This window comes from Rhizobium sp. PP-CC-3G-465, assembly GCF_004343445.1.
Taxonomy (GTDB): Bacteria; Pseudomonadota; Alphaproteobacteria; order Rhizobiales; family Rhizobiaceae; genus Ferranicluibacter; species Ferranicluibacter rubi.
In genome coordinates, this window is the sequence record NZ_SLYH01000003.1 from 193,326 (window position 1) to 218,149 (window position 24,824).

Below are 24,824 nucleotides of genomic sequence, written 5' to 3' on the forward strand. Positions count from 1 at the left end.
CCAGGATCGCCGCTGCATAACGCATTAAAAGCATTCCTGTTTCAGCATGAATGCAGTAAGCATTTCTTATCATTTGCAGAAAGGTCAGACAACCGTCATCCCTTGAAGCGGACTTTGCTAAGCGCCATCTCGCAGTGCTACCTTTCTAACCAAGTTCTGAATCGCCTGACACCACGCATTTCATCACCGCAGGACATTCCCGAAGGATTTCGACGATGGCAACGCCCGATCTCAACCCCGCTCTGACAAACTGGACAGGCCCGGACGGGCTCCCGCACTTCGAGGCGGTCGCAGACACGGATTTCGCACCGTCCTTCGACGCCGCCCTTGCCGAGCACGACGCCGATATCGCCGGCATCGCCCACAATCCCGATGCTCCGACATTCGAAAATACCATTGTCGCGCTCGAAATCGCCGGTGACAGCCTGTCCCGCGTGTCTGCCCTTTTCTGGAACCGCGCGGGCGCTCACACCAACGAGACGATCCAGGCACTGGAGCGCGAGATCGCCCCGAAGATGTCGCGGCATTACTCGAAGATCGGCATGGATGTCGCTCTCTTCGCCCGGATCGACGCGCTCTGGAATGCACGCGACACGCTTGGCCTGTCGCTGGAACAGTCCCGCGTGCTCGAACGGCATTGGAAGGGCTTCGTCAAATCGGGCGCCCAGCTTGCCAAGCCCGAGCAGGAGCGCCTCGCCGCCATCAACGAACGTCTGGCCGGCCTCGGCGCCGCTTTCGGCCAGAACCTGCTGGCCGACGAGAAGAGCTGGTCCTTGCTCCTGAAGGAAGAGGCGGATCTCGCTGGCCTTCCCGGCTTTCTGCGCGATGCGATGGCGGCCGCAGCGCGCGAACGCAATGCCGAGGGCACCTATGCGGTCACCCTCTCCCGCTCGATCGTCGAGCCCTTCCTGACCTTCTCCGAAAACCGCGACCTTCGAGAAAAAGCGTTCCGTGCCTGGTCGTCCCGGGGCGAAAACGGCGGCGAGACGGACAATGGCGCCGTGATCCGCGAGACCCTGGCTCTGCGTGCCGAAAAAGCCCGACTGCTCGGCTACGACAATTACGCCGCCCTGAAACTCGACAACACCATGGCTAAAACCCCTGAAGCCGTGAACGGCCTCCTGACCGCCGTCTGGGAAAAGGCCGTCGCCCAAGCCCGTCGGGAAGAAGCCGATCTTGCAGCGCTGATCGCCCGTGAGGGGCGCAACCACCCGGTCATGCCCTGGGACTGGCGCCATTATGCCGAGAAGCTGCGTTCTGAGCGCTTCGATTTCTCCGAGAGCGAACTGAAGCCCTATCTGCAGCTCGACCGCATCATCGAGGCCTGCTTCGATGTCGCACACCGCCTGTTCGGCATCACTGCCACGGAAAAGACCGGCGTCCGGGGCTATCACCCGGATGTCCGCGTCTTCGACATCCGCAATGCCGACGGTACGCTCGTCGCGCTGTTTCTCGGCGATTATTTCGCCCGGTCGTCGAAGCGCTCGGGCGCCTGGATGAGCGCCTTCCAGTCGCAGCACCGCCTGCCCCTGCCGAATGGTGCAAAGGGCGAGCTGCCGATCGTCTACAATGTCTGCAACTTCGCAAAACCTGCCGACGGCAAGCCGGCGCTGCTGTCGCTCGATGATGCCCGCACGCTTTTCCACGAGTTCGGACACGGCCTGCACGGCATGCTCTCCAATGTGACCTACCCGTCCGTTTCGGGCACGGGCGTCTCCCGCGACTTCGTCGAGCTTCCCTCGCAGCTCTACGAGCACTGGCTGACCGTGCCCGAGATCCTGAAGCGCTACGCCGTGCATGAAGCGACGGGCGAGCCGATGCCGCAGGCGCTGTTCGACAAGGTCATGGCTGCCCGCACCTTCAACGCGGGCTTCAACACGGTGGAGTTCACCTCGTCTGCCCTGGTCGATATGGCCTACCACACCGCCGAGAGCGTCGAAGACCCCGCAGCGTTCGAGGCCGCCGTGCTGGAGCGCCTGGGCATGCCGCAGTCGATCACGATGCGGCACCGCTCCCCGCACTTCCAGCACATCTTCGCGGGCGACGGCTATTCAGCGGGCTACTATTCCTACATGTGGTCTGAGGTGCTGGATGCAGACGCGTTTTCGGCTTTCGAGGAAACTGGAAATCCGTTCGATCCGGCCATGGCAAAACGCCTGCGGGACAATATCTATTCCGTCGGCGGATCGATCGATCCGGAGGACGCCTACACCGCCTTCCGCGGCAAGCTGCCGAGCCCGGACGCCATGCTGCGGAAAAAGGGCCTCGGCGTGACCGAGCAGCTCTCAGGCAGCGACGCCTGAAAAGGCCCGAACCGGCGCTCATCCAACCGAGCGCCGGGCACCCTCTTTCGCATTTGCAAAAAAACATGTAAGAGCCCGGGCAATGCAGTTGCGGCGTTCCCAAGACACGCCCCGAGCCCCCGGATACCCAAAACCATGAAAATGCGGAATATCGCGATCATCGCACACGTCGACCATGGGAAAACGACCCTTGTTGACGAAATTCTGAAGCAGTCCGGCTCGTTCCGCGACAACCAGCGCACCGTCGAGCGCATGATGGACAGCAACGATCTCGAAAAAGAACGTGGCATCACCATTCTCGCCAAGGCGACGTCGATCGAGTGGAAGGGCGTCCGCATCAACATCGTCGACACCCCCGGCCACGCCGACTTCGGCGGCGAAGTCGAGCGTATCCTGTCGATGGTGGACGGCGCGATCGTTCTGGTCGACAGCTCGGAAGGCCCGATGCCGCAGACCAAGTTCGTGGTCTCCAAGGCGCTGAAGGTCGGCCTTCGCCCGATCGTCGCGATCAACAAGATCGACCGTCCGGACGGCCGTCATGAAGAAGTCATCAACGAAGTCTTCGACCTCTTCGCAAATCTCGACGCGACCGACGAGCAGCTCGACTTCCCGATCCTTTACGGTTCGGGCCGCGACGGCTGGATGAACGTCAACCCGGAAGGCCCGAAGGATCAGGGCCTCGCGCCGCTGCTCGACCTCGTGCTCGAGCACGTGCCGGAGCCGAGCGTCGGCGACGAAGACGGTGCATTCCGCATGATCGGCACGCTGCTGGAAGCAAACCCCTTCCTCGGACGCGTCATCACCGGCCGCATCCATTCCGGCTCGATCAAGCCGAACCAGTCGGTCAAGGTCATGAGCCAGGACGGCAAGGTGGTCGAAACCGGCCGCATTTCCAAGATCCTTGCGTTCCGCGGCATCGAGCGCACTGCCATCGATGAAGCCCATGCAGGCGATATCGTCGCCATTGCCGGCCTGTCCAAGGGCACGGTTGCCGACACGTTCTGCGATCCGTCCGTGACCGAAGCGCTGGAAGCGCAGCCGATCGATCCGCCGACCGTCACCATGTCCTTCCTCGTCAATGACAGCCCGCTCGCCGGCACCGAAGGCGACAAGGTCACCTCGCGCGTCATCCGCGATCGCCTGTTCAAGGAAGCCGAAGGCAACGTTGCCCTGAAGATCGAAGAATCCGAAGGCAAGGATTCGTTCTTCGTCTCGGGCCGCGGCGAATTGCAGCTGGCCGTTCTGATCGAAACCATGCGCCGCGAAGGCTTCGAGCTTGCCGTGTCGCGTCCGCGCGTCGTCATGCACAAGGATGAAGACGGCAATGTTCTGGAGCCGATCGAAGAGGTCGTGATCGATGTCGACGAGGAGCATTCCGGTGTCGTCGTGCAGAAGATGTCGGAGCGCAAGGCCGAACTCGCCGAGCTTCGTCCCTCTGGCGGTAGCCGCGTCCGTCTCAAGTTCTTCGCACCGACGCGCGGCCTCATCGGCTACCAGTCGGAACTGCTGACGGACACCCGTGGCACCGCGATCATGAACCGTCTGTTCCACGACTATCAGCCCTTCAAGGGCGAAATCGGCGGCCGCACCAACGGCGTTCTTCTGTCCAACCAGTCGGGCGAAGCCGTGGCCTACGCGATGTTCAACCTGGAAGACCGCGGCCCGATGATCATCGAGCCCGGCGAAAAGGTTTATGCCGGCATGATCATCGGCATTCACTCTCGCGACAACGACCTCGAGGTCAACGTGTTGAAGGGCAAGCAGCTCACCAACATCCGTTCGGCCGGCAAGGACGAAGCCGTCCGCCTGACGCCGCCGATCCGCATGACGCTCGACCGCGCGCTCTCCTGGATCCAGGACGACGAGCTGATGGAAGTCACGCCGAAGAACATCCGTCTTCGCAAGACCTACCTCGACGCCAACGACCGCAAGCGCTTCGGCAAGGGCGGCAAGGGCGCCGCCGCTTAAGGCCTCAGACCCCATCTGACGACCAGAGCCCTGCCTTGCAAAAGGCGGGGCTTTTTTGTGCCCGATGCTAAAGGGCTCTCCTCAACGCACCCAGCTGAGGCCGGCACAAGCCATCGAGACCACATCCAGTGATCCGTTATGCCAAGGCACACAGAATCCTCTTCAGAAGCTCCCGAGAGGCCACAGAGACCTCTTCTGCTTGATAGGTGAGAGGAAGGTGACGGCGGCAGGAAGAGGGGCATCCTCCCCACGTCGCTCAGTGACGCCCCCAACCTCAAGCCATAAAAAAACCCCGCCTCTCGCAAGGCAGGGTTTTTGAACAGAAGAAAGTGAGACGCTTACGCGGCTTCTTCTTCCTGAGTTTCGTCTTCATCGACCGTCTTGCCGCGCTTGGGACCCTTGGCAAGGTTTGCTTCGACGAGACGCACGGCCTCGGTGCCGGACATCTTGTTGACGGCGGCGATTTCGCGGGCCATGCGGTCCAGAGCGGCTTCATAGAGCTGCCGTTCGGAATAGGACTGTTCCGGCTGGTTCTCGGCACGGTAAAGGTCGCGAACGACTTCCGCGATGGCGATCAGGTCGCCGGAATTGATCTTGGCATCATATTCCTGCGCGCGGCGCGACCACATGGTCCGCTTGACGCGAGCCTTGCCTTGGACGACCTTCAACGCACGCTCGACGAAATCCGTTTCCGACAGCTTGCGCATGCCGATGCTGACGGCCTTGGCAACCGGCACCTTCAGACGCATCTTGTCCTTGTCGAAATCGATCACGAACAGTTCGAGCGACATGCCGGCCACAACCTGCTCTTCGATAGCGACGATTTGTCCAACACCATGAGCCGGATAAACGATCGATTCACCGATTTTGAAGCCATGGCGCGTGGAGGATTTTTTCTGCTGGGTCGTCATTCGTTTCAAAAACTCCCTGTTACGCTCCCGGCATGGGCCGGGGTCGGGTCAGTCAGGCCCGGGATGGACGGGCATCCTGCGGGTCACTCCTTACTGAAACGCACCAGACGAATTCAAACGCTTCGGCAAACAGATCACACGCAAGCAACGGACGTTGCATGGAGACATGAACCGTGACGAAGGAGAATTTGCTTTCGTGATGGTTTCGGGCACACAAAAGTGCCACGATGTGGATCAGTATCGAGACCCTACCACAAAAATCTGCCGAAATCAATGTTTTGCTTAAGCCACAGGCAAGCTTCGCCGCGTGTCGTTAAAAACGGCGTGCCGGTTTCCCTTGAGGAGACCGTTATCGAATCACACGCTACGGAGAGCGTGGCTTGGCGACCTTAGTCACCTTGACCCGGGTTGGGCGAGAAGAACTTTTCGTACTTCCCCTCGATCCCGTCCATTTCCTTGGCTTCCGGCATCTCGTCGCGCTTGATCGTGATGTTCGGCCACTGCGTCGCGAAGTCGGCGTTCACCTTGAGCCACATGTCGAGGCCCGGCTCCGTATCGGGCTTGATCGCGCCAGCCGGACATTCCGGCTCGCAGACGCCGCAGTCGATGCATTCGTCCGGATGGATGACCAGAAAGTTCTCGCCTTCGTAAAAGCAGTCGACCGGGCACACCTCGACGCAGTCGGTGTACTTGCAGCGAATGCAATTGTCGGTGACGACGTAGGTCATGCTCTCACTCCAGTCGGTCTCGTCTCGAACCCGGGCGCTTGGGAAGCCTTGGGGTGAGCGAGGATCATACAGCTTCGGCCCGATGGGCCCGATCTTCAGAAGAACCGCACGGTCCGGTGCCTCGTTGCGCCGGCCTGCAGCCAGGGCCTGCGTGAGCCTTTCGTGGCTTGAGCCCGATCGTCGGGCCGCGGCGCACGTCGCCCTTGGCATTCCCAGGTGTTGTTGCGTGAGGTAACGGCTTTGACCAACCTTTGCAAGGCTCTTGCGTTCCAATCGGAGGCGTGGAAACGGAGGATTTTACTCCTCACCGCCGATATCCCATCCGTCCTGCAACCGGTCGATCTCCCGGCGCTCGCGCTTGGTCGGACGGCCGCTTCCCGGCTCCCGCGTCGCCTGTTCGAAGGGCGTCAGCCGCTCTCCGGGAACCGGCACAGGCGTGAGATCGTCATAGAGCAAGCGCGCTTCCTCAAAAGGGCCGCGCCGGCTGCCGCCGCTGCGCATGCGCACCGTGACGTCTCGCCGGTCGAGCGACAACATCACCACGTCGCCGCCTTTCAGAGCATGCGAGGGCTGCGTGACACGCTGGTCGTTGACGCGAACCTTGCCGCCCTCGATCGCCTTCTGGGCGATCGAGCGGGACTTCGTGAGGCGTGTGAAGAACAGCCACTTGTCAAGGCGTTGGCGGGAGGCAGCCTCTGCTGGCGTGATCTCCTGTTCGGCCATGACGTCGCGGCTCCCTACTTCTTCATCTGCTCCTTGAGAGCAGCGAGCTTGGCGAAGGGCGAATCCGGATCGATCGGCTTGTCCTTGCGCGGCGGGCGGGCCTCGAAGGTGGCAGGAGCTTGCGACTTGCCATGGCCGCTGCCGGAGGGCTTGCCACCCGGCCGGTCGTTGCGATCGCGGCGCTCGCCACGGTCGCCCTTATGATCGGGACGTGCGCCGTCTGCCGGCTTGCCGTCGCGGCCGCGATTGCGGTCCGGACGTCCACCGTCAGCGCGACCGCCGCCAGCCTTGCGCTCGCCGTCACGCTCGTCGCGACGACCCTGCGGGCGACCCTCGGCGGGTGCGGTACCGTCGGTCGGTGCGGCTGCTGTCTTGTCCTGTCCAGGACGGTTGCCGCCACGGCGATCGCCATTGCGGGCATCTCGCTGGCCGGGACGACGCTCGCCCTGACGCTGGTTGTCGCTGCGCCCACCCGGACGCCAGAGAAGCACGGGCTTCACTTCGGCTTCGGGAGCCTCGCTTGCCACAGCGTCCGAAGCGTCGGTAGCTGCAGCAACCGGTGCAGGCTCGGCCGCATCTTCAGAAACGGGCGTCTCTTCGGCGGCAGGCACAATGTCGTTGACCGGCGCATCCGAAACGGCTTCGGTCTCAGCGGCAGGTACCACGTCGACAGATGTCTCCTCGGTCGCGACATCACCGGCGGTGCCTTCGTCGGAAGCCTCTTCCACTGCCGTGGCATCGTCCGATGCAGCGGCATCGCTCGTCTCGGACTCAGCTATCTCGGCGTCGGACGTCAGGGTCTCTGCCTTCGGCGCGGCGTTGCTGGTTGCCGGTGCCTGCGCACCCAGGAACGCTGCGGCTTCTTCCGGCTTCACGCTGTCGGCGCGATAGCCAAGACCCTTCAGGATCTCTTCCATATCGTCAGGCGTTGCGCCGAGGATCGACAGCATGGCCGTCGTGGTCGTGAACCGGCGACCGTCATAGGCGCCTTCCGGCCGCACGGTCGTACCCGGCTTCCACTGAAGGAGCGGGCGAATGAGATCCGCAAGGCGCTCGAGAATGTCGATGCGCACCGCGCGCTTGCCGAGGAAACGGAAACCGGCAAGCTTGTAGAACATGCGCTCATAGGACGGATCGGTGACGATCGACGTACGACCGGCCGCGAGAACCGGAATGAGGTCGCCGTAACCGGGCTTGTCGAGGCCGTCGTTCTTCAGCGCCCAGAGCAGCGTGATGAGTTCGGCCGGTGCCGGCTTCAGGAGCGCCGGCATGAAGATGTGATAGGCGCCGAAGCGAATGCCGTGGCGGCGGATGGAAGCGCGCGCTTCCTGATCGAGCGACTTCACGTCTTCGGCGACATCGCGCCGGAAGAGGACGCCGAGGCTTTCGACCAGCTGGAAGGCGAGACCCTTGGCAAGACCCTGCAGGTCTTCGGCGCGCGACAGGTCGTCGAGCGGCTTGAGCACGGTCGCGATGTGGTGGTTGACGTAGCGCTCGATGCGGGCGGACACATGATCACGGGCCGCACCCTGCAGCTGATCGTCGGCCAGCAGGATGACGCGGGGCCGCATGATGTGGTCGCTGGCCGCGAGCCGCGCGACGGGGTCGCCCAGCCAGCGGACGAGGCCGTCGGACGACAGCGCCAAGTCGGCATTGCCGGCAGCGTGCAGACGTGCCGCGCGGGCTTCGAACTCCAGCGCCAGCGCTTTCTGGGCTGCCCCCTGCACGGCGCGGGCATCCAGCCCGTCCGTCGTGGTGGCCAGCACGAACCGGAAACCGGTGAGTTGTCCCACATGATGTCCTTCCACGAAGACATCGCCATTCACACTGATTTCCGCTTCCAGCATCGCATTCTCTCTCAGCCGCTTCATGAGCACAGATGTCCTGCGGTCAACGAACCGTTTCGTCAACCGTTCATGTAACGCGTCGGACAATCGATCTTCGATTTCCCGCGTCTTTTCCTGCCAGTGTGTCGGATCGGCAAGCCAACCCGGCCGGTTCGACACATAGGTCCACGTTCTGATCTGCGCGATTCGCGCCGACAGCGTGTCGATTTCCCCGTCGGTATGGTCTGCCCGGCGCACCTGCTCGGACATGAAATCCTCGTTGACGGTGCCACGCCGGACGAGGTCGGAGTAAATATTCGCAATCAGATCGGCATGCTGCGCAGGCGCGATCCGACGGTAATCGGGAAGGGCGCAGGCCTCCCAGAGCTTTTCCACCGTCCGCGCGTTCGTCGCAAGCGCCTTGACTTCGGGAAGCGTCGTCAGGAATTCGAGCGCCTGCTGATCGACCGCCGGAAGCGCCCGTGTCAGGCCGTGAACGGCAGGCGGTGCCTCCAGCGTTTTCTTCAGCGTCGCCACCGACGTGAAGTCGAGTGCCTTGGAACGCCATTGCAGAACCCGTACAGGGTCGAACTGGTGTTGCTCGATGCGATGGACCAGCTCGTCGTCGAACGGCTCCACGCGCGAGGTCACCCCGAATGTTCCATCTCTCAGATGGCGCCCGGCGCGGCCTGCGATCTGTGCGAGTTCGCCAGGATTGAGGTTGCGAAACTGGTAACCGTCATATTTGCGGTCCTGCGCGAAGGCGACATGGTCCACGTCGAGGTTGAGACCCATGCCAATCGCATCGGTCGCCACGAGATATTCGACCTCGCCTTCCTGATAGAGCGCGACCTGCGCATTGCGCGTGCGGGGGCTGAGCGCACCGAGCACCACGGCCGCACCGCCGCGCTGGCGACGGATCAACTCCGCGATCGCATAGACCTCGTCGGCCGAGAAGGCGACGATGGCCGAGCGCTGCGGCAGGCGCGTGATCTTCTTGGAGCCGGCATAAAGCAACTGCGACAGGCGCGGACGCTCGACGATGGTGATGCCCGGCAGGAGATGTTCGAGGATCGGCCGCATGGTGGATGCGCCGAGCAGCAGCGTTTCCGACCGTCCGCGCAGATGCATCAGCCGGTCGGTGAAGATGTGGCCGCGCTCGAGATCGCCTGCCAGCTGGACCTCGTCGATAGCGACGAAGGCCGCCTTGGTCTCGCGCGGCATCGCCTCGACGGTGCAGACGGAATAGCGGGCGAGATGCGGCGTGATCTTCTCTTCGCCGGTGATGAGCGCGACATTGTGCGCGCCCACCCGCTCAACGACGCGCGTGTAAACTTCGCGGGCGAGAAGACGCAAGGGGAGACCGATGACGCCGGATTCGTGCGCGACCATGCGTTCGATCGCATAATGCGTCTTGCCGGTGTTGGTCGGGCCGAGGACCGCGATCACGCCGCGGCCACTCAAGATCATCGGTTGGTCAGGCACGTTTCAGACCTTGCGCATTGTATGGGCGGCAAACGGCAAAGCGTCCGCAGCGCGACACACATGACCACGCGGCGTGGGAAACACAAGGCCACGCCGGCAAAAAGACCGACCGTCGCAACGAGAGGAAACCGATTTCTCAGGTGAAGACCCGTAATTCCCTAAGCAAAGAACTGCCCGCCATTCGCCGACAGCGTCGATCCGGTGATGAACCCGGCATCGTCGGACGCCAGAAACACCACGCAACGCGCAATCTCCTCGGGCTCGCCGAGCCGACCGACCGGAATCTGCGGAATGATACGCTCGGCCAGCACCTTTTCCGGGACTGCACGCACCATCTCCGTGCCGATATAGCCGGGACAAATGGCGTTGACGGTGATGCCCTTTGCGGCACCTTCCTGCGCGAGCGCCTTGGTGAAGCCGATGTCGCCCGCCTTGGAGGCGGAATAGTTGACCTGGCCCATCTGGCCCTTCTGCCCGTTGATCGAGGAAATATTGACGACGCGGCCGAAATTGCGGTCCCGCATGCCCGACCAGACCGGATGCGTCATGTTGAAAAGGCCGTTCAGGTTGACGTTCACGACCTCGTTCCACTGCGACGGCGTCATCTTGTGGAACATGGCGTCGCGGGTGATGCCGGCGTTGTTGACCAGAACCTCGACCGGACCGAGCGCTTCCTCGATCGTGGCGGCACCTGCCGCACAGCTTGCATAGTCCGAGACATCCCACTTGAAGACCGGGATGCCGGTGACGTCGGAGAAGGCCTGCGCCTTTTCCTCGTTGCCGGCATAGTTTGCGGCCACGCGGTAACCCGCACCCTTGAGCGCAATCGAAATGGCAGCGCCGATGCCGCGCGTTCCACCCGTTACCAAGGCAACCCTGCTCATGCTCGTCCTCCCTCAATCGTTCTTTTCTTCAAGGTATTTCGTGTCGTCCCAGCCGACATTGGTGAAAATGAAAAGGCCGGCTCAGCGCCGGCCTCTGTCCAAGATCCTTCCTCAAAGACCCTCGACGCAGAGCGCGATACCCATGCCGCCGCCGATGCAGAGCGTGGCGAGGCCGCGCTTGGCGCCGCGGCGCTTCATCTCGAACAATAGCGTGTTGAGAATGCGCGCGCCCGAGGCGCCGATGGGATGGCCGATGGCGATCGCACCGCCGTTGACGTTGACGATCGAGGTATCCCAGCCGAGATCCTTGTTGACGGCGCAGGCCTGCGCGGCAAAGGCCTCGTTGGCTTCCACGAGGTCGAGGTCGGAGGCGGACCAGCCGGCCTTTTCCAGCGCCTTGCGCGAAGCCGGGATCGGGCCTGTGCCCATGATCTGCGGATCGACGCCGGCCGTCGCCCAGGAGGCGATACGGGCGAGCGGCGTGATGCCGCGACGAGCGGCTTCCTGCTCGCTCATCAGCAGCGTTGCCGCCGCCCCGTCATTGAGGCCGGACGCATTGGCGGCCGTTACGGTACCGTCCTTGTCGAAGGCCGGGCGCAGCTTCGCCATGCTCTCGATCGTCGCGCCATGGCGGATATATTCGTCGCTATCGACGGTCACGTCGCCCTTGCGCGTGGAGACGACGAAGGGAATGATCTCGTCGGTGAAGCGGCCGGCCTTCTGGGCGGCTTCCGCCTTGTTCTGCGAACCGAGCGCGAACTGGTCCTGATCGTCGCGCGACAACTGCCACGTCTTGGCGATGTTCTCGGCCGTCACGCCCATATGGTAGCCATGGAATGCGTCCGTCAGGCCGTCCTTGATCATGGTGTCGATCATCTTGAAGTCGCCCATCTTCACGCCCGAGCGCAGATGCGCGCAATGCGGTGCCATGGACATCGACTCCATACCGCCGGCCACGATGATCGAGGCATCGCCCGTGGCGATCTGCTGCATGCCGAGCGCGACTGCCCGCAGGCCGGAGCCGCAGAGCTGGTTCATGCCCCAGGCCGTCTTTTCCTGCGGCACGCCCGCCTTCATGGCCGCCTGACGCGCCGGGTTCTGCCCCTCGCCTGCCGAAAGCACCTGCCCCAGGATGACCTCGTCCACCTCGGCCGCCTCGAGGCCCGCGCGCGCCAATACGCCCTTGATCACCGCGGCGCCCAGCTCGTGCGCCGGCGTATTGGCAAAGGACCCATTGAACGCGCCGACGGCGGTCCGACCCGCGCTGGCGATGACGATGGATGGTGTGCTCATCACGGTCTCCTCCCTGAGAATGCAATCGGATCCGGCTGGCGAGACCCCTTGATGAGGCAAGACTGAACGAGGTTCTCGCGCAAGTCAAAGTGTAAGTGGGAGAAACCTGCACGTCGTTACGCGAGCGTGATCACTGCAGCGCACAAAGAGATTGTCTTATGGCGCGATTTCCGCATATCCTCATGAAATGCTATAAAAACAGCAATTTGGGGAGGAGACCCTGATGGCGAAGCAGGACGGGCAGATCGTTATCAAGAAATACGCCAACCGGCGGCTCTACAACACGGGAACGAGCACCTACGTCACGCTCGACGATCTCGCGGTCATGGTCAAGAAGGGGGAGGAGTTCAACGTTCAGGACGCCAAGAGCGGGGACGACATCACCCATTCCGTCCTGACGCAGATCATCTTCGAGCAGGAAAGCAAGACGGGCAATACGCTCCTGCCGATCTCCTTCCTGCGCCAGCTCATCGCCTTCTACGGCGACCAGATGCAGGCGGTCGTGCCGAGCTATCTCGAACATTCCATGCAGGCCTTCACCGACCAGCAGGTGCAGATGCGCGAGCAGATCGGCAAGGCCTTCGGCGATACGCCTCTGAGCAAGAACCTTCAGGTGCCGCTGCAACTGGTCGAGGAACAGGTGAAGCGCAACACCGAGATGTTCCACCAGGCCATGCAAATGTTCTCGCCCTTCATGGCCGCCGCCCCGCAGGCGCGCGAACCGCGAAAGGCCGAGGCCAAGGACATCGATGAGCTGAAGGAGCAGCTGCGCGCGCTCCAGAGCAAGCTCGAGAACCTGACCTGAGGTCACGCCTCGTGCCGGGACGGACAGCGGCTCCAGAAGGCCGCCATTCCCGTCCCCTGCATCCTTTACGACGGAGCCGTCAGAGCCCGATCGAGACGTCCCGCCCGGCCGTGCGCATCGAGATGGTGAAGCCGGCGATGACGTCGATGAAGCTGATTGCCATCAGGATGAAGAAGACGTCGGTCGCAGCCCCCGCCACAGCCAAGAACTCGATCAGGAAGACGATGAAGAGCACCATCGACAGGATGTGATCGACCAGCGTCTTGGAGCTCGTCCGGGTGGCTTTGAGGATCTCCACGAACAGGAGGACGAGGCTGCCGACGATCAGGAGATCGCCGACGCTCATGCTCCATGTCGCTCCCGATAGCATCGCGAGGCTCGTCACGGTCTCCTCGAACACGGCGACGCCGCCCGCCCCGAGAGCCCCCGTCATGGCGAGGTTGTAGAGCGCGAACGGCAGGATCAGGAGCGGGATGGAAGCGAGCATGGCATGGTTCCTGGCTGGCGAAATCGTCTGGCCCTCGAAAAAGGCCTCGCCTCGGGTATGAACCAGCGATGTGCGACAATCAAGGCAACGCCCAGCCGACCGGCAAGATACGGCATCATCGAAACGCAGAAAAGGCCAGCGCAATGGCCAGCCTTTTCCGTGATCTCGATCTTCTCGACCATCCGTCCGCAACATCGCCCAAGGGCGTGCCTGCCGGACGGCAAGACGATCAGCTTGCCTTCGGTGTCAGAACCTGACGACCGCGGTACATGCCAGTCTTCATGTCGATGTGATGCGGGCGACGCAGTTCACCGGAGTTCTTGTCTTCGATGTAGGTCGGGATCTTCAGCGCATCAGCAGAACGGCGCATGCCGCGCTTCGACGGGCTCGTTTTTCTCTTAGGAACAGCCATTTCAAACACTCCACGTATCGGGGGAAACCACCAGTCTGCGGACCGTTGAACGGGCCGGGATGAAGGCGTTTCAATCTCGGAATTGGCCGGGCTTATACATGCAGGATGCCATCTTGGCCAGACCCCACAGGTTTTTTTTGCCCAGGCATTGCGAACTTTCGAAAAGGCACGCTCAGGCTTCGTCTTCCGGCACGATCCAAGTCTCCGCCAGCGCATCGGTCTGCCAAGCGAGAAAGGCCGGATGCGCCTTGACGGCGGCCATATAGGCGAGCGACACCGGATCTTGCGTCAGCGCATAGATCTCCAGCCGGTTGACGACCGGTGCGAACATCGCATCCGCAGCCGTGAACCGGCCGAACAAGAACGGCCCGCCGGATTTGGCCAGCGCCTGCGCCCAGATGGTCTCGATCCGCGCGACATCCTCCATCACACCTTTGGGCAACGCGATCGCGCCGACCGGCCGGCGAATGTTCATCGGGCAGGCCCCGCGAAGCGCACGGAACCCCGCCAGCATTTCCATCGAGATGCTGCGTGCCACGGCCCGGTCGACGAGATCCTCGGGCCATAGACCGGCCTCGGGAAAGAGTTCGGCGGCATATTCGATGATCGCGAGCGATTCCCATACCGGAACCGCACCATGATGCAGCACCGGAACCCGGCCCGTCGGCGAGATCTCCCGAAAGCGCGGATTGCCGTTCGGAAAATCGAAGGGAATGACGACATCGGTAAAGGGCACGCCGCAGCCTTTGAGAGCGAGCCACGGCCGTAGCGACCAGGAGGAATAGTTCTTGTTGCCGACGTAAAGGACGAGGTCGCTCATGCTGGATCTCCGGTGACGGTCCCGGCGTTAGAGCAGACCCTTCAGAACCCATCCAATCAAAAGGCGTGATTTTACGGATAAAGGCACTTGATGTATCCGCCGGACGCCCCTGCCCGACGCTCGATCATGGAGGCTAGCCGTCTCAGCCCGCGGCCCGGCTTGCCGGCATTGCGGTCGATCGGATTTGGCAGGGAAACCGCCAGAAGAGCCGCCTGCCGTCGCGTCAGCTTGGAGGCCGGCACGCCGAAATGATGCTGGGCTGCGGCCTCCGCGCCATAGATGCCCGGCCCCCATTCGGCGATATTGAGATAGATCTCCATCAGACGTCGCTTGGTCCAGACGAAATCGGCCGCCAGCGCCAAGGGCAGCTCCATGGCCTTGCGCACGAAGGAGCGGCCGTTCCAGAGAAACAGGTTCTTGGCCGTCTGCATGGGAATGGTGCTCGCGCCACGCGTCTGCTCGCCCTCCAGCGCGTCATCCACGACACCGCGCATCTGCACCCAGTCGACACCGGCATGCATGCAGAACTGTCCGTCTTCCGACATCATCACCGACTGCACGAGATTGGGCGAAATCTTCTCGAACGGCACCCATTGCCGATCATAGCCACGGAGAAGCGCCAGATCGCGCAGCATGAGCGAGGACACCGGATGCACGAAATTCGGCGAATAGAGGATGATCAGGGCGTAGGGCAGCAACAGGAGGACGACCGCGACGACGAGAAGCTGACGCCACCGGCGCCTGATCCGCGCGAACATGCCTCGTTTGGCGTTTGACGGCAGTTCCTCATCTCCACCTGTGTCCGGACCACGCACGTCCTGACTTGCCGCATCCAGTCTGGCAGGAACCATAGGGACGTCGTCGCGCAAGGATACATCTTCGGCGCGAACCTCGTTTATCCCTTGCTCAGGGCTCGAAGCACGGACCTCAGCGGCATCGTGCTCGCTTGGCATATCGACCGGGAGCTTACGGAGGTCTGGCCCCCGCGATTCTGGCTCACGTGGTTCGGGTACGATATCCCAACTCTGATCGTCCCGACTGATCAACCCGTCCGTCGCCCCATCCGCGCCCTCCGTCATAGTCTAAGATCGAGGGGATTTGAACGTCCTTTTCACCGCTGTCCCCGGTAGAGACGCGCTTCCCGGTGAAATTTATTGAACGCGCCGCACGCGCATGCCAAAGAGCCGCCATGAACGCAGCTGCCCAGACCTTCGATATCAGACTCCGGCAGAGTGCCGACCAGGTTACGGCCTGCCTCGAAGCGCTCCTGAGCGGCACGGTCGCGCCCGACGAGATCGCCCGCCCGCCCGCACTGCTCGCCGCCATGCGCCATGGCGTGCTGAACGGCGGCAAGCGACTGCGCCCCTTTCTGGTGATGGAAAGCACGGCGCTGTTCGGCGGAGATGCGCAAGCTGCCATCCGGGTGGCCGCTGCCCTCGAATGCGTGCATTGCTATTCCCTCGTCCACGACGATCTGCCGGCCATGGACGACGACGACCTGCGCCGCGGCCAGCCGACCGTCCACATCGCCTATGGGGAGGCGAATGCCATTCTCGCCGGCGACAGCCTGCTGACCCTCGCCTTCGACATTCTGGCAGGGCCAGAGACGGGGCTACCCGATGCCGTGAAGACGGCGCTCGTGCTGGCGCTCGCCCGCGCCTCCGGCCTCGGTGGCATGGCTGGCGGACAGGCGCTGGATCTAGCAGCAGAAACGACCGCACCCGACGAAGAGGGCATCGTCACCCTGCAGGCGATGAAGACCGGCGCCCTGATCCGGTTTGCCTGCGAAGCCGGCGCCATCGTCTCCGGCACGGGTGCCGAAGACCGTGCGCGCCTGCGCCAGTTCGGCGAACGCATCGGCCGCGCCTTCCAGCTTGCGGACGACCTTCTCGACCTCAAGGCCGATGCTGAGACCATGGGCAAGGCAACCGGCAAGGACGAAGCCCGCGGCAAGGCGACACTGGTCGCTCGCCGCGGCACCGACTGGGCCGAAGCCGAACTCGCACGTCTTGTCGCAGAGGCCAGCGCGCTTCTCGCGCCATATGGCGACGCCGCGAAAACGTTGATGGACGCCGCCGCCTTCGTCGCCAACCGCGATCATTGAGCCGATCCGACCATATGCTCCGAAACGCGGCCGAACGCGTCGTGTGACTAAACACTTAGTCTCCACCTACCAGATCAGCGCGGACTTGCCCCTCGGAAGATATGTGCCCGTGGGCGTGTCGCTCTCGGCGGGTTTGCCGTCGTTGACGATCGTCCGGCCGCGCAGAAGCACGCGGGTGGGCCAGCCCTGGATGTCGAGGCCTTCGTAAGGCGTGTAGTCGGCGCCGTGATGGAGGAGGTCGTTGGTGAGCGTCGTGCGCTTCTCGGGGTCCCAGAGGGCGAGGTCGGCATCCGCGCCGATGGCGATGGTGCCCTTGCGGGGATAGAGCCCGTAGAGCTTGGCATGGTTGGTGGCCGTGACCGCGACGAACGTATTGAGGTCGATGCGGCCCTTCATCACGCCTTCGGAAAAGAGGATAGGAAGGCGCGTGGCGACGCCCGGAATACCGTTCGGGATCCAGCGGAAATGGCGTTTGCCCTTCTCGTTCAGCTTGCCTTCCGGGTCATCGAAGCGGAAGGGGCAATGATCGGAGGAGAACAGGTCGAACACGCCCTGTTCGAGGCCCTCCCAGCAGGCCTCCTGGCTGGCCTTGTCGCGCGGCGGCGGCGAGCAGACGTATTTCGCCCCCTCGAGCGCATCCTGATCGAGATCGTCGGCCGTCAGCATCAGATATTGCGGGCAGGTTTCGCCTGCGATCTTCTGGCCACGCTGGCGGGCACGGCGGATTTCCTCCATCGCCTCGCGGTTGGAAACGTGGACGATGACGATCGGCACATCGACGATTTCGGCAAGCGACAGAGCGCGGTGGGTCGCCTCGCGTTCGGCCGCGACCGGACGGGCCGTCGCGTGGAATTTCGGCGCGAACTTGCCCTCCTCCTCGTGACGGCCGATGAGGTAACGGATGGCATCCTCGTTCTCGCAGTGGACCATGACGAGCGCACCGGTGCGCCGCGCCGTGTCGAGCGTGGCGAGGATCTCGTCGTCGCGCAGCCGCAGGCCCTCATAGGTCATGAAGACCTTCATCGAGGTATAGCCATCCTCGACCAGCGCCGGCACTTCCTGGCCGAGCACCTCCGGCGTCGGGTCGGTAATGACCATGTGGAAGGACACATCCACATGGCATTTGTCCTGCGCCTTCGCGTGATAGATTTTCAGGGCCTCGCGCAGTGATTGGCCCTTCTCCTGCATGCAGAAGGCCATGACGGTCGTGTTGCCGCCAATGGCGGCCGAGCGGGTGCCGCTGTCGAAATCATCCGCCATGACGATGCCGTCGCCGGAGGGCTGATCGAGATGCACGTGACTGTCGATACCGCCGGGAAGGACGAGAAGGCCGGTCGCATCGATGATCTCGTCGGCGTCGGTCAGCTCCGCCGCGAGTGCGACGATACGGCCGTCGCGGATGCCGATATCGCTCTTGAACGTATCGGAGGCCGTCACCACCGTTCCATGGCGGATCACCGTGTCGAAACGCATCGTTCTTTCCTTTTCCCTATGTTCAACGCGGCCTGTTCAGCTCGCCTTGGCAAGCCCGGCATCGCCGGCAAGGATGCGGTCGAGGGCTCCCGTGAAGCGATCGACCTCTTCCAACGTGTTGTAGTGGACCATCGAGACGCGCAGCATGCCGCCATGGTCGGTGAGGCCGAGATATTCGGCAAGGCGGCGCGAGTGGAAATCGCCGAACCGCATGGCGATCTTCTCGGCATCCATCGCTTTGCAAAGCTCGCCGGCATCACGGCCATCGAAGCGGAAGGCGATGGTCGGCACGCGGGTATCGTTCCGGTTGGTAGCCTGACCGACGATGCGGCAGTCGTTGCGTGCCCGGAGATAGGCGAGGAGCCGCTCGACGAGCACATTTTCCTGCGCCGTGATAGCCGAGAAGGCGGCCTCGATCTTCCGCCGCGTCGTGCCGCTCTCGCCGGCCTGCTCGCCGAGCGTCGCGAGATAATCGACGATGCCGCAGGTGGCATAGGCGAGCTCGTAGTTCGGGTTGCCGGGCTCCAGCTTGCCGGGCACTTTGTCCTTGCCGTAGAAGTAGTGGTAGAGCGTGTCGAGCTCCAGCAGCAGATCGTATTTGCCGTACATCAGCGCGTAGTGCGGCCCGTAGGTCTTGTAGAGGCTGAAGACGTAATAGTCGGCATCGAAGGCCTGCACGTCCACGGCCCGGTGCGGCGCATAGGCGACGGCATCGACGCAGATCAGCGCGCCGCGCGCATGCACGAAATCGGCGATCTCGCGGATCGGGTTAACCGAGCCGAGAATGTTGGAGACGTGGGTGACGCAGACGAGCTTCGTGCGCTCGGTCATCAGCGGCGCGAGATCGGCCAGATCGAGCGTCATCGTTTCCGTGTTCAGCGGCCAGATCTTGAGCGTAATGCCCGCCACCTGCAGCCGGTCCCAGGGGCCGATATTGGATTCGTGATCGCTGACGGTGATGACGATCTCGTCGCCCGGGGACAGCTGGCTCTGCATGGCGCGCGCGAGATTCTGCAGAAGCGCCGTAGTCGAGCTGCCGAAGACGATTTCTTCTGGTCGGCTGGCGTTGACCAGATGCATCGCCGCCGTGCGCGCCTCGTAGAGCGCGCGGGCCGCCTCCTGCGACACGTCGTAGGAACCGCCGATCTGGACGTTCTTGTCGATCAGGAACGTGTTGATGCGGTCGAGCGCGCCTTTGAGGATCTGCGATCCCCCGGCATTGTCGAAGAAGGCCCAGCCTTTGGCGAGCCCTGGAAACTGGCTGCGCACATAATCGAGATCGAGCGGCGTCGTGGTGGCCATCCGTGTTGTCCTCCGTATTTTCTTGTTCAGTGGTTGAGGACAGCGCGCAGGAAGCTGCGCGTGCGCTCTTGCCTCGGGCTGTCGAAGATCTGCTCCGGCGTGCCGGCCTCCACCAGCCGTCCGCTGTCCATGAAGATGACGCGGTCGGCGACTTGGCGGGCAAAGCCCATCTCGTGCGTGACGATGATCATGGTCACGCCGGTGCCGGCGAGCTTGCGCATCACATCCAGCACCTCGCCCACCATTTCCGGGTCGAGCGAGGATGTCGGCTCGTCGAAGAGCAGCACGCGCGGCTCCATGGCCAGCGCGCGGGCAATGGCGACGCGCTGCTGCTGGCCGCCGGAAAGCTGGGCCGGAAACTTCTCCGCCTGTTCGCCGATGCCGACGCGGGCGAGCAGGTCTCGCGCCTTGCGTTCGGCCTCGACCTTCCCCGTACCCCGCACCCGCATGGGCGCGAGCATGACGTTCTTCAGCACGGTCATGTGCGGGAAGAGATTGAACGACTGGAACACCATGCCGACCTCGGCCCGCACCTTTGCCAGCGCCTTGCTGGGTGCAACGCGGATGCCATCGACCGTGATCGTGCTGTCAGCGGAGAAAGCCTCCAGATGATTGATGCAGCGGATCAGCGTCGATTTTCCGGAGCCGGACGGGCCGATGACGCAGACGACCTCGCCCTCGGCGATATCGAGATCAATGCCGTGGAGGACCGTGAAGGTACCATAGGCCTTGGTGAGGCCGCGGATGGAGATGATCGCGGGAACGGGCGTGGTGATGGGCGTGCTCATCAGCGTTTCCCCCGTGCGAAATGTTTCTCGAGGCGGGCGACGACGGCGACCATCGGCCAGAGCAGCAGGACGTAGATGATGGCGGCACCGATCAGCGGCGTCGGGTTGGCCGAGAGCGCCTGCGCCTGCGTCGCCTGTTTCAGAAGGTCCGGCATGGCGACGACGGAGGCGAGCGCCGTGTCCTTCATGACGTTGATGCAATTGTTGGTAAGCGGCGGAATGACGATGCGGACAGCCTGCGGCAGGATCACGTCAACCATCGTGTGCCTGTTGGAGAGGCCGAGCGCGGCCGACGCCTCGAACTGACCATGCGGAATGGCCTCGATGCCGGCGCGGAAGATTTCGGCCGTATAGGCAGCGGACACCAGCGACAGGGCCGTGACCGCAGAGAGGAAGGGCGACAGGCGGATGCCGACGAAAGGAAGCGCGTAATAGACGACGATCAGCAGAACGAGGAGCGGGATCGAGCGGAAGATATCGATATAGATACGGATCAGCAGCTTGAAGAAAGCCGGCGCATAGAGCCGCGCAATGGCGAGGAACAGGCCGCCCGCAAGACCGCAGAGAATGCTGGTAACGCCGATCTGCAGCGTGACCACAAGACCCCACATGAGCTGCGGCAGGCTATCGGCCAGCACCTGCATGTTGAAGAAGGTATTGATGAGATTCATGGCCGAAACGGCTCCCTGGCATCCGGCAAGACCTTTGCGGTCCTGCCGGTGCGGTTGCGGCTTACTTGGCCTTGGGCATGTCCATGACGGCAACGGTCGAGGTCGTATCCTCGGCCTTGGCACCGAACCAGGTCTCGTGAAGCTTGGCGATAAAGCCTTCGCCTTTGAGCTTGGTGATGACGTCGTTGACCTCGGCAGCCAGCGGGTCGCCCTTGTTGAACATGATCGAGTATTTTTCGCCGGTCGGGATGCGCTCGACGACCTTCAGCTCCGGCTTGTCCTTGACGTAGTAGAGCAGCGCCGGAATGTCGGAGATGTAGCCATCGACGCGGCCGGCGACGAGGTCGAGCATGGCGGGCTGCAGGCCTTCGAAGCGACGGATCTCGCCCAACTTGTACTCGGCCTTGTGCGCGTCCGCCCACATGTCGCCGGTGGAGCCGGTATCGACGCCGACAACCTTTTCGCCCATGTCCTTGAGGCCGGTGATGCCGGAGGCGGCGGTCACGGTCAGCGACTGGTCGCTGTCGTAATAGGGCTGGGCGAAGCTGACGGAGGCCAGGCGCTTCTCGGTGATGGTGATCGAGGAGACTGCCATGTTGATGCGGCCGGACTGGACGGCCGGGAAGAGGCCGTTAAACGGCGTGTTGACGAATTCGACCGTCTTGCCGAGGCGCTTGGCGATTTCGTTGACGAGATCGACTTCGAAACCTGTCACCTTGCCGCTCGCATCTTCGAATTCCCACGGCACGTTGCCGATATTGGCACCGACCGTGAGATCGGCGGCGAGAGCGCTGGCCGTGCCAAAGATCGCGAGGACGCCGGCAAGAAGCGTTGTTTTGAGAGTGTTCGTTCGTGTCATGAGAGTTCCCCTTGTTTTTTGAACATGACTCAATCTACAGTGGCCTGACTGGTCAGACCAGTCAGGCCAAAAAAGCACGATGCTTTCCGCTTGGCAATGGCCGCGAACAAAATAGATTGGGCGCCTGTTTCTCGGATTTTTGACCCGGATACGGCAGGAGTTGATATGTCGGCGGCAAGAGCTGGGGCGCCAGCGCCTATCGCCAAGTGCTTGAGGTGCGGAGTGGGGTTTTCATGTTGAACAAGACGCTCGTCCCGCAATCGGTCGCCCGCGAGATCCAGGCGATGATCCAGAACGGCACGTTGAAAGCGGGCGAGAAAATCCCGTCTCAGCGCGGATTTTCGCAGACGCTCGGCGTCAGCCGGGCGTCTCTGCGCGAGGCGCTTCTGACACTGGAAACGCTGGGTCTTCTGAAGACGGAAGCAGGGCGAGGCACCTTCGTGACTGTGTCGACAGAGGGTGCAGGGGGCGCCTCCGGCCATATGGCCCCATGGCGCTATTCCGACAGCTATTCCGTGTTCGACGTCTTCCAGACGCGGATCCTGCTGGAGGGCGAGATCGCGCGACTGTCGGCCGGTCGCCTGACGCAGTTGCAGCTCGACCGGATGGAGATGGCGACGCAGACCATGGAGGAATGCTGGGCGCGGCAGGATCTCCTGTCCAATGTGGAAGCGGACCTCGCCTTTCACGGCACGATCGTCTCGGCCTGTTCGAACGCCATGCTGAAGGCGCTCTATCAGACGGTGCGCGATCAGGTAACGGAAACGCAACGCCAGCCGATCCCGATCACCGACCCGGAACGCATGCGCCATTCAATCGCCGAACATCGCCGGATCATCGCAGCACTCCGGAACAACGATGCCGCAGCGGCGCGCCAGGAAATGGAAGCGCATATCCGCAACACCGCGCGCTGCGCCGGGCTTTCGCCGTAACCACAGCGCCGATCGCGTGTCAGGCCGTCTTTGCCAGACGAATACGCGGACGGCCGAGCTTGCGGGTGATCGTCATCAGCGGCACCGGGCCGGTCTCGGTCAGCGCCGAGCGGACGGTTTCGACCAGCGTCAGGGTGATGAAGTCGGCATTGGTGTCCTCCAGCGTCATGCGCGGATGGTCCTGGCCATTGGCGAGAGGCACGAACAGGCCGACCCGCAAGCCCGGCTTCATGCGCTTCAGGCGACGCACGAGATTGCGGGCATGGGTCTTCGAGTTTCCGTTGAGGAACGTGAAGACCACGGTGTCGATCGTGTCGCTATCCTTGAGCATACGCAGATCGGTCATGGAATGCGCGATGCTGGTGGCATCGGCGCCTTGGATCTCGAGGAGCTGAGCCAGCATGGCGGCGGCCGCGTCGTCGATATCTCCGCGTCCACCGATGCAGAGCAGCGAATGTCCGGTGCCGTCCGGCAGATCGACGTCGTCGCCTGCCTTGTCCGTCCCGTCACTGGCTTCCGGATTGGTTGGAACGTCCTCCTCGCTTTCCTCCTCGTCGGCGATCTCCGAGAGGTTATCGACCAGCGAGCGAACGCTGCCCGAAAAGCGCTCGATCTGCGCCTCCGTCATTACGCCGCGCTGCCGATCGACTTCGCCGAGAAGGAGCGCGGGCATGCCGACCTTTTCGTAATAGTCCAGCAGATACTCGTCTTCCAGATAGTCTTCCGCATTGGCCGTCGCTTCGTCCGGATCGCCTGCCAAAAGCCTCTGGTAGAGCTTTTCATGTGGCTCCAGCACAGGCTCGTTGCCGAGCAGCACGTCGAGAAAGCTGAATTGCGGCACATAGCGGCCGAGGACGACGAGGCAGACGGTCAGCGGGGTCGACAGCATCAGCCCGAGCGGTCCCCAGAGCCAGGACCAGAAGATCGCGGAGATGATGATGGCGAGCGGCGAAAGGCCGGTATGCGACCCGTAGAGCCAAGGTTCGACGACATTATTGCTGATCAACTCGGTCGTAAGAAACAAGGCGCCGACCCAGAGCACGAGCGACCAGCCGGGTGCGATCGCTAGCGCCAGAAACAGCGGCAGGATCATGCCGATGACCGGACCGATATAGGGCACGAAACGAAGGACCAGTGTCAGAAGGCCCCAGAGGATGGCATTGGGAATGCCGAGGATCCAGAGGCCGATGGTGATCGGAAAGGCGTAGAGCGCATTCACCACCAGCTGCATCAGCAGATACTTGCCGACCCGCTTGCCAGCATCCTGAAGCGCTTCAGTGGTGCGGTGGAGATCGTTGAGGCCGACCAGTCGGATGAACCGGTCACGCAGGTCCTCGCGCTCCAAGAGCATGAAGATGACGAGCACGATCACGAGACCCGCCGTGGCGAAAGGGCTGATCAGCGGCAGGATGAAGTTGCCGAGCGTCTGGATGGGGTTCGAGCGCGTGACGATCTCGACCGGCATGGGTTCGCGCGATGTGGGCACGGCAGCCGCCGAATCTTCCTGGCTTTCGACAGCCCGCGTCTGGATCTCCTCGCCCACCCGCTCCACGATACCGCTCAGGTGCTTCATGATGCCATCACCGGACCCGGCCTGGGCCAGCGTCTGCACCTTGACGACGATGTTGCGCTGGTAGGCCGGAATATTCTGAGCGAGGTTCGACACTTGGCTGGCGACGACGACGCTGAAGAGGGCGATGGCGCAGAAGGCCGAGGCGACCGCGATCATGACCGCAGCGATCTTCGGCACCGAGCGGCGGCGCAGGAAGGAGACGATCGGGGCGAGCGTGAAGGTGAGAAGAAGGGACAGCGCGAGCGGAACGAAGATTTCCTGCCCCACCTTGAGAACGACGGTGGCGCCGAGCAATATGAGGATAACGTGTCCCGAAAGCTTGTTGCGCGTATTGGGGTCGTGCGGCGGGTAAAGGTCCGCCTTGCGAAGAGGCGCGTTAACGGTCGCTTTCGTGCTCACATGTCTCTCCAAAACCCGCTGATCGCGCGGCTGAGGACCGAGCTTTAGAGAACACTGATGCCGAATATTGGTTCCGTT

21 protein-coding genes are annotated in these 24,824 nt (G+C 62.8%); 5 read left to right on the plus strand and 16 right to left on the minus strand.

Annotated features, from left to right (window positions below):
- Positions 1-215: 215 nt before the first annotated feature.
- Together C8J33_RS15170 and typA are read left to right on the plus strand one after the other, a co-directional pair.
- Positions 216-2,303 (plus strand): M3 family metallopeptidase, encoded by a 2,088-nt coding sequence (locus C8J33_RS15170; RefSeq protein WP_165929826.1) that lies wholly within the window; start codon positions 216-218, stop codon positions 2,301-2,303.
- A 135-nt stretch (positions 2,304-2,438) separates the two neighbouring features.
- Entirely contained in the window at positions 2,439-4,271 is a 1,833-nt protein-coding gene (gene typA / locus C8J33_RS15175; RefSeq protein WP_110729831.1) for a translational GTPase TypA, read from the plus strand.
- A 338-nt stretch (positions 4,272-4,609) separates the two neighbouring features.
- Here typA and C8J33_RS15180 read toward each other — a convergent pair whose 3' ends face one another.
- The 6 genes from C8J33_RS15180 to C8J33_RS15205 all read right to left on the minus strand — a co-directional run bounded on the left by C8J33_RS15180 (position 4,610) and on the right by C8J33_RS15205 (position 12,121).
- A complete protein-coding gene (locus C8J33_RS15180; RefSeq protein WP_092930903.1) occupies positions 4,610-5,182 on the minus strand; it encodes a CarD family transcriptional regulator in 573 nt (190 codons plus the stop codon).
- A 389-nt stretch (positions 5,183-5,571) separates the two neighbouring features.
- Positions 5,572-5,910 carry a ferredoxin FdxA gene (gene fdxA / locus C8J33_RS15185; protein WP_110729830.1) on the minus strand — a complete coding sequence of 113 codons (339 nt, stop codon included), beginning with the start codon at positions 5,908-5,910 and terminating at the stop codon, positions 5,572-5,574.
- Positions 5,911-6,207: 297 nt separating this feature from the next.
- Complete coding sequence (locus C8J33_RS15190) at positions 6,208-6,633, minus strand: RNA-binding S4 domain-containing protein (RefSeq protein WP_132664803.1); 426 nt, start codon at positions 6,631-6,633, stop codon at positions 6,208-6,210.
- A gap of 14 nt (positions 6,634-6,647) precedes the next feature.
- Positions 6,648-9,929, minus strand: a complete 3,282-nt coding sequence (locus C8J33_RS15195) for a helicase-related protein (RefSeq protein WP_132664804.1) — start codon at positions 9,927-9,929, stop codon at positions 6,648-6,650.
- 173 nt (positions 9,930-10,102) lie between these two features.
- Positions 10,103-10,828: a beta-ketoacyl-ACP reductase gene (locus tag C8J33_RS15200; RefSeq protein WP_132664805.1), complete on the minus strand. Its 726-nt coding sequence runs from the start codon at positions 10,826-10,828 to the stop codon at positions 10,103-10,105.
- Positions 10,829-10,939: 111 nt separating this feature from the next.
- Positions 10,940-12,121 carry an acetyl-CoA C-acetyltransferase gene (locus tag C8J33_RS15205; RefSeq protein ID WP_132664806.1) on the minus strand — a complete coding sequence of 394 codons (1,182 nt, stop codon included), beginning with the start codon at positions 12,119-12,121 and terminating at the stop codon, positions 10,940-10,942.
- A 223-nt stretch (positions 12,122-12,344) separates the two neighbouring features.
- Here C8J33_RS15205 and phaR point away from each other — a divergent pair, with 223 nt between their 5' ends.
- Complete coding sequence (gene phaR, locus C8J33_RS15210; RefSeq protein WP_092989602.1) at positions 12,345-12,926, plus strand: polyhydroxyalkanoate synthesis repressor PhaR; 582 nt, start codon at positions 12,345-12,347, stop codon at positions 12,924-12,926.
- Positions 12,927-13,005: 79 nt separating this feature from the next.
- Here phaR and C8J33_RS15215 read toward each other — a convergent pair whose 3' ends face one another.
- From C8J33_RS15215 to mtgA, 4 genes are all read right to left on the minus strand, one after another.
- Positions 13,006-13,413: a hypothetical protein gene (locus C8J33_RS15215; RefSeq protein WP_132664807.1), complete on the minus strand. Its 408-nt coding sequence runs from the start codon at positions 13,411-13,413 to the stop codon at positions 13,006-13,008.
- Positions 13,414-13,642: 229 nt separating this feature from the next.
- Positions 13,643-13,825: a 50S ribosomal protein L32 gene (gene rpmF, locus C8J33_RS15220; protein WP_110801067.1), complete on the minus strand. Its 183-nt coding sequence runs from the start codon at positions 13,823-13,825 to the stop codon at positions 13,643-13,645.
- A gap of 172 nt (positions 13,826-13,997) precedes the next feature.
- Positions 13,998-14,645 (minus strand): glutathione S-transferase family protein, encoded by a 648-nt coding sequence (locus tag C8J33_RS15225; RefSeq protein WP_132664808.1) that lies wholly within the window; start codon positions 14,643-14,645, stop codon positions 13,998-14,000.
- A gap of 71 nt (positions 14,646-14,716) precedes the next feature.
- A complete protein-coding gene (gene mtgA, locus C8J33_RS15230) occupies positions 14,717-15,403 on the minus strand; it encodes a monofunctional biosynthetic peptidoglycan transglycosylase (protein WP_110729823.1) in 687 nt (228 codons plus the stop codon).
- Between the two features lie 431 nt (positions 15,404-15,834).
- On the opposite strand from mtgA, the gene C8J33_RS15235 reads away from it, so the two are divergent.
- On the plus strand, positions 15,835-16,749 hold the full coding sequence (locus C8J33_RS15235) for a polyprenyl synthetase family protein (RefSeq protein ID WP_132664810.1): 915 nt from the start codon (positions 15,835-15,837) through the stop codon (positions 16,747-16,749).
- Positions 16,750-16,815: 66 nt separating this feature from the next.
- Here the strand turns inward: C8J33_RS15235 and hydA are convergent, their stop codons facing one another.
- From hydA to C8J33_RS15260, 5 genes are all read right to left on the minus strand, one after another.
- A complete protein-coding gene (gene hydA / locus C8J33_RS15240) occupies positions 16,816-18,222 on the minus strand; it encodes a dihydropyrimidinase (protein ID WP_132664811.1) in 1,407 nt (468 codons plus the stop codon).
- Positions 18,223-18,258: 36 nt separating this feature from the next.
- Positions 18,259-19,524: a cysteine desulfurase-like protein gene (locus tag C8J33_RS15245; protein WP_132664812.1), complete on the minus strand. Its 1,266-nt coding sequence runs from the start codon at positions 19,522-19,524 to the stop codon at positions 18,259-18,261.
- A 26-nt stretch (positions 19,525-19,550) separates the two neighbouring features.
- A complete protein-coding gene (locus C8J33_RS15250) occupies positions 19,551-20,312 on the minus strand; it encodes an amino acid ABC transporter ATP-binding protein (protein ID WP_132664813.1) in 762 nt (253 codons plus the stop codon).
- Positions 20,312-20,983, minus strand: coding sequence for an amino acid ABC transporter permease (locus C8J33_RS15255; protein ID WP_132664814.1), 672 nt, complete (start codon positions 20,981-20,983; stop codon positions 20,312-20,314). The genes C8J33_RS15250 and C8J33_RS15255 overlap by 1 nt, the downstream gene beginning before the upstream one ends.
- Positions 20,984-21,044: 61 nt before the next feature.
- Positions 21,045-21,842 carry an ABC transporter substrate-binding protein gene (locus C8J33_RS15260; RefSeq protein ID WP_132664815.1) on the minus strand — a complete coding sequence of 266 codons (798 nt, stop codon included), beginning with the start codon at positions 21,840-21,842 and terminating at the stop codon, positions 21,045-21,047.
- A gap of 233 nt (positions 21,843-22,075) precedes the next feature.
- Between C8J33_RS15260 and C8J33_RS15265 the strand changes: the two genes are divergently transcribed.
- A complete protein-coding gene (locus C8J33_RS15265) occupies positions 22,076-22,774 on the plus strand; it encodes a FadR/GntR family transcriptional regulator (protein WP_132664816.1) in 699 nt (232 codons plus the stop codon).
- A 19-nt stretch (positions 22,775-22,793) separates the two neighbouring features.
- Here the strand turns inward: C8J33_RS15265 and C8J33_RS15270 are convergent, their stop codons facing one another.
- Entirely contained in the window at positions 22,794-24,746 is a 1,953-nt protein-coding gene (locus tag C8J33_RS15270; RefSeq protein WP_132664817.1) for an AI-2E family transporter, read from the minus strand.
- Positions 24,747-24,824 lie beyond the last annotated feature (78 nt).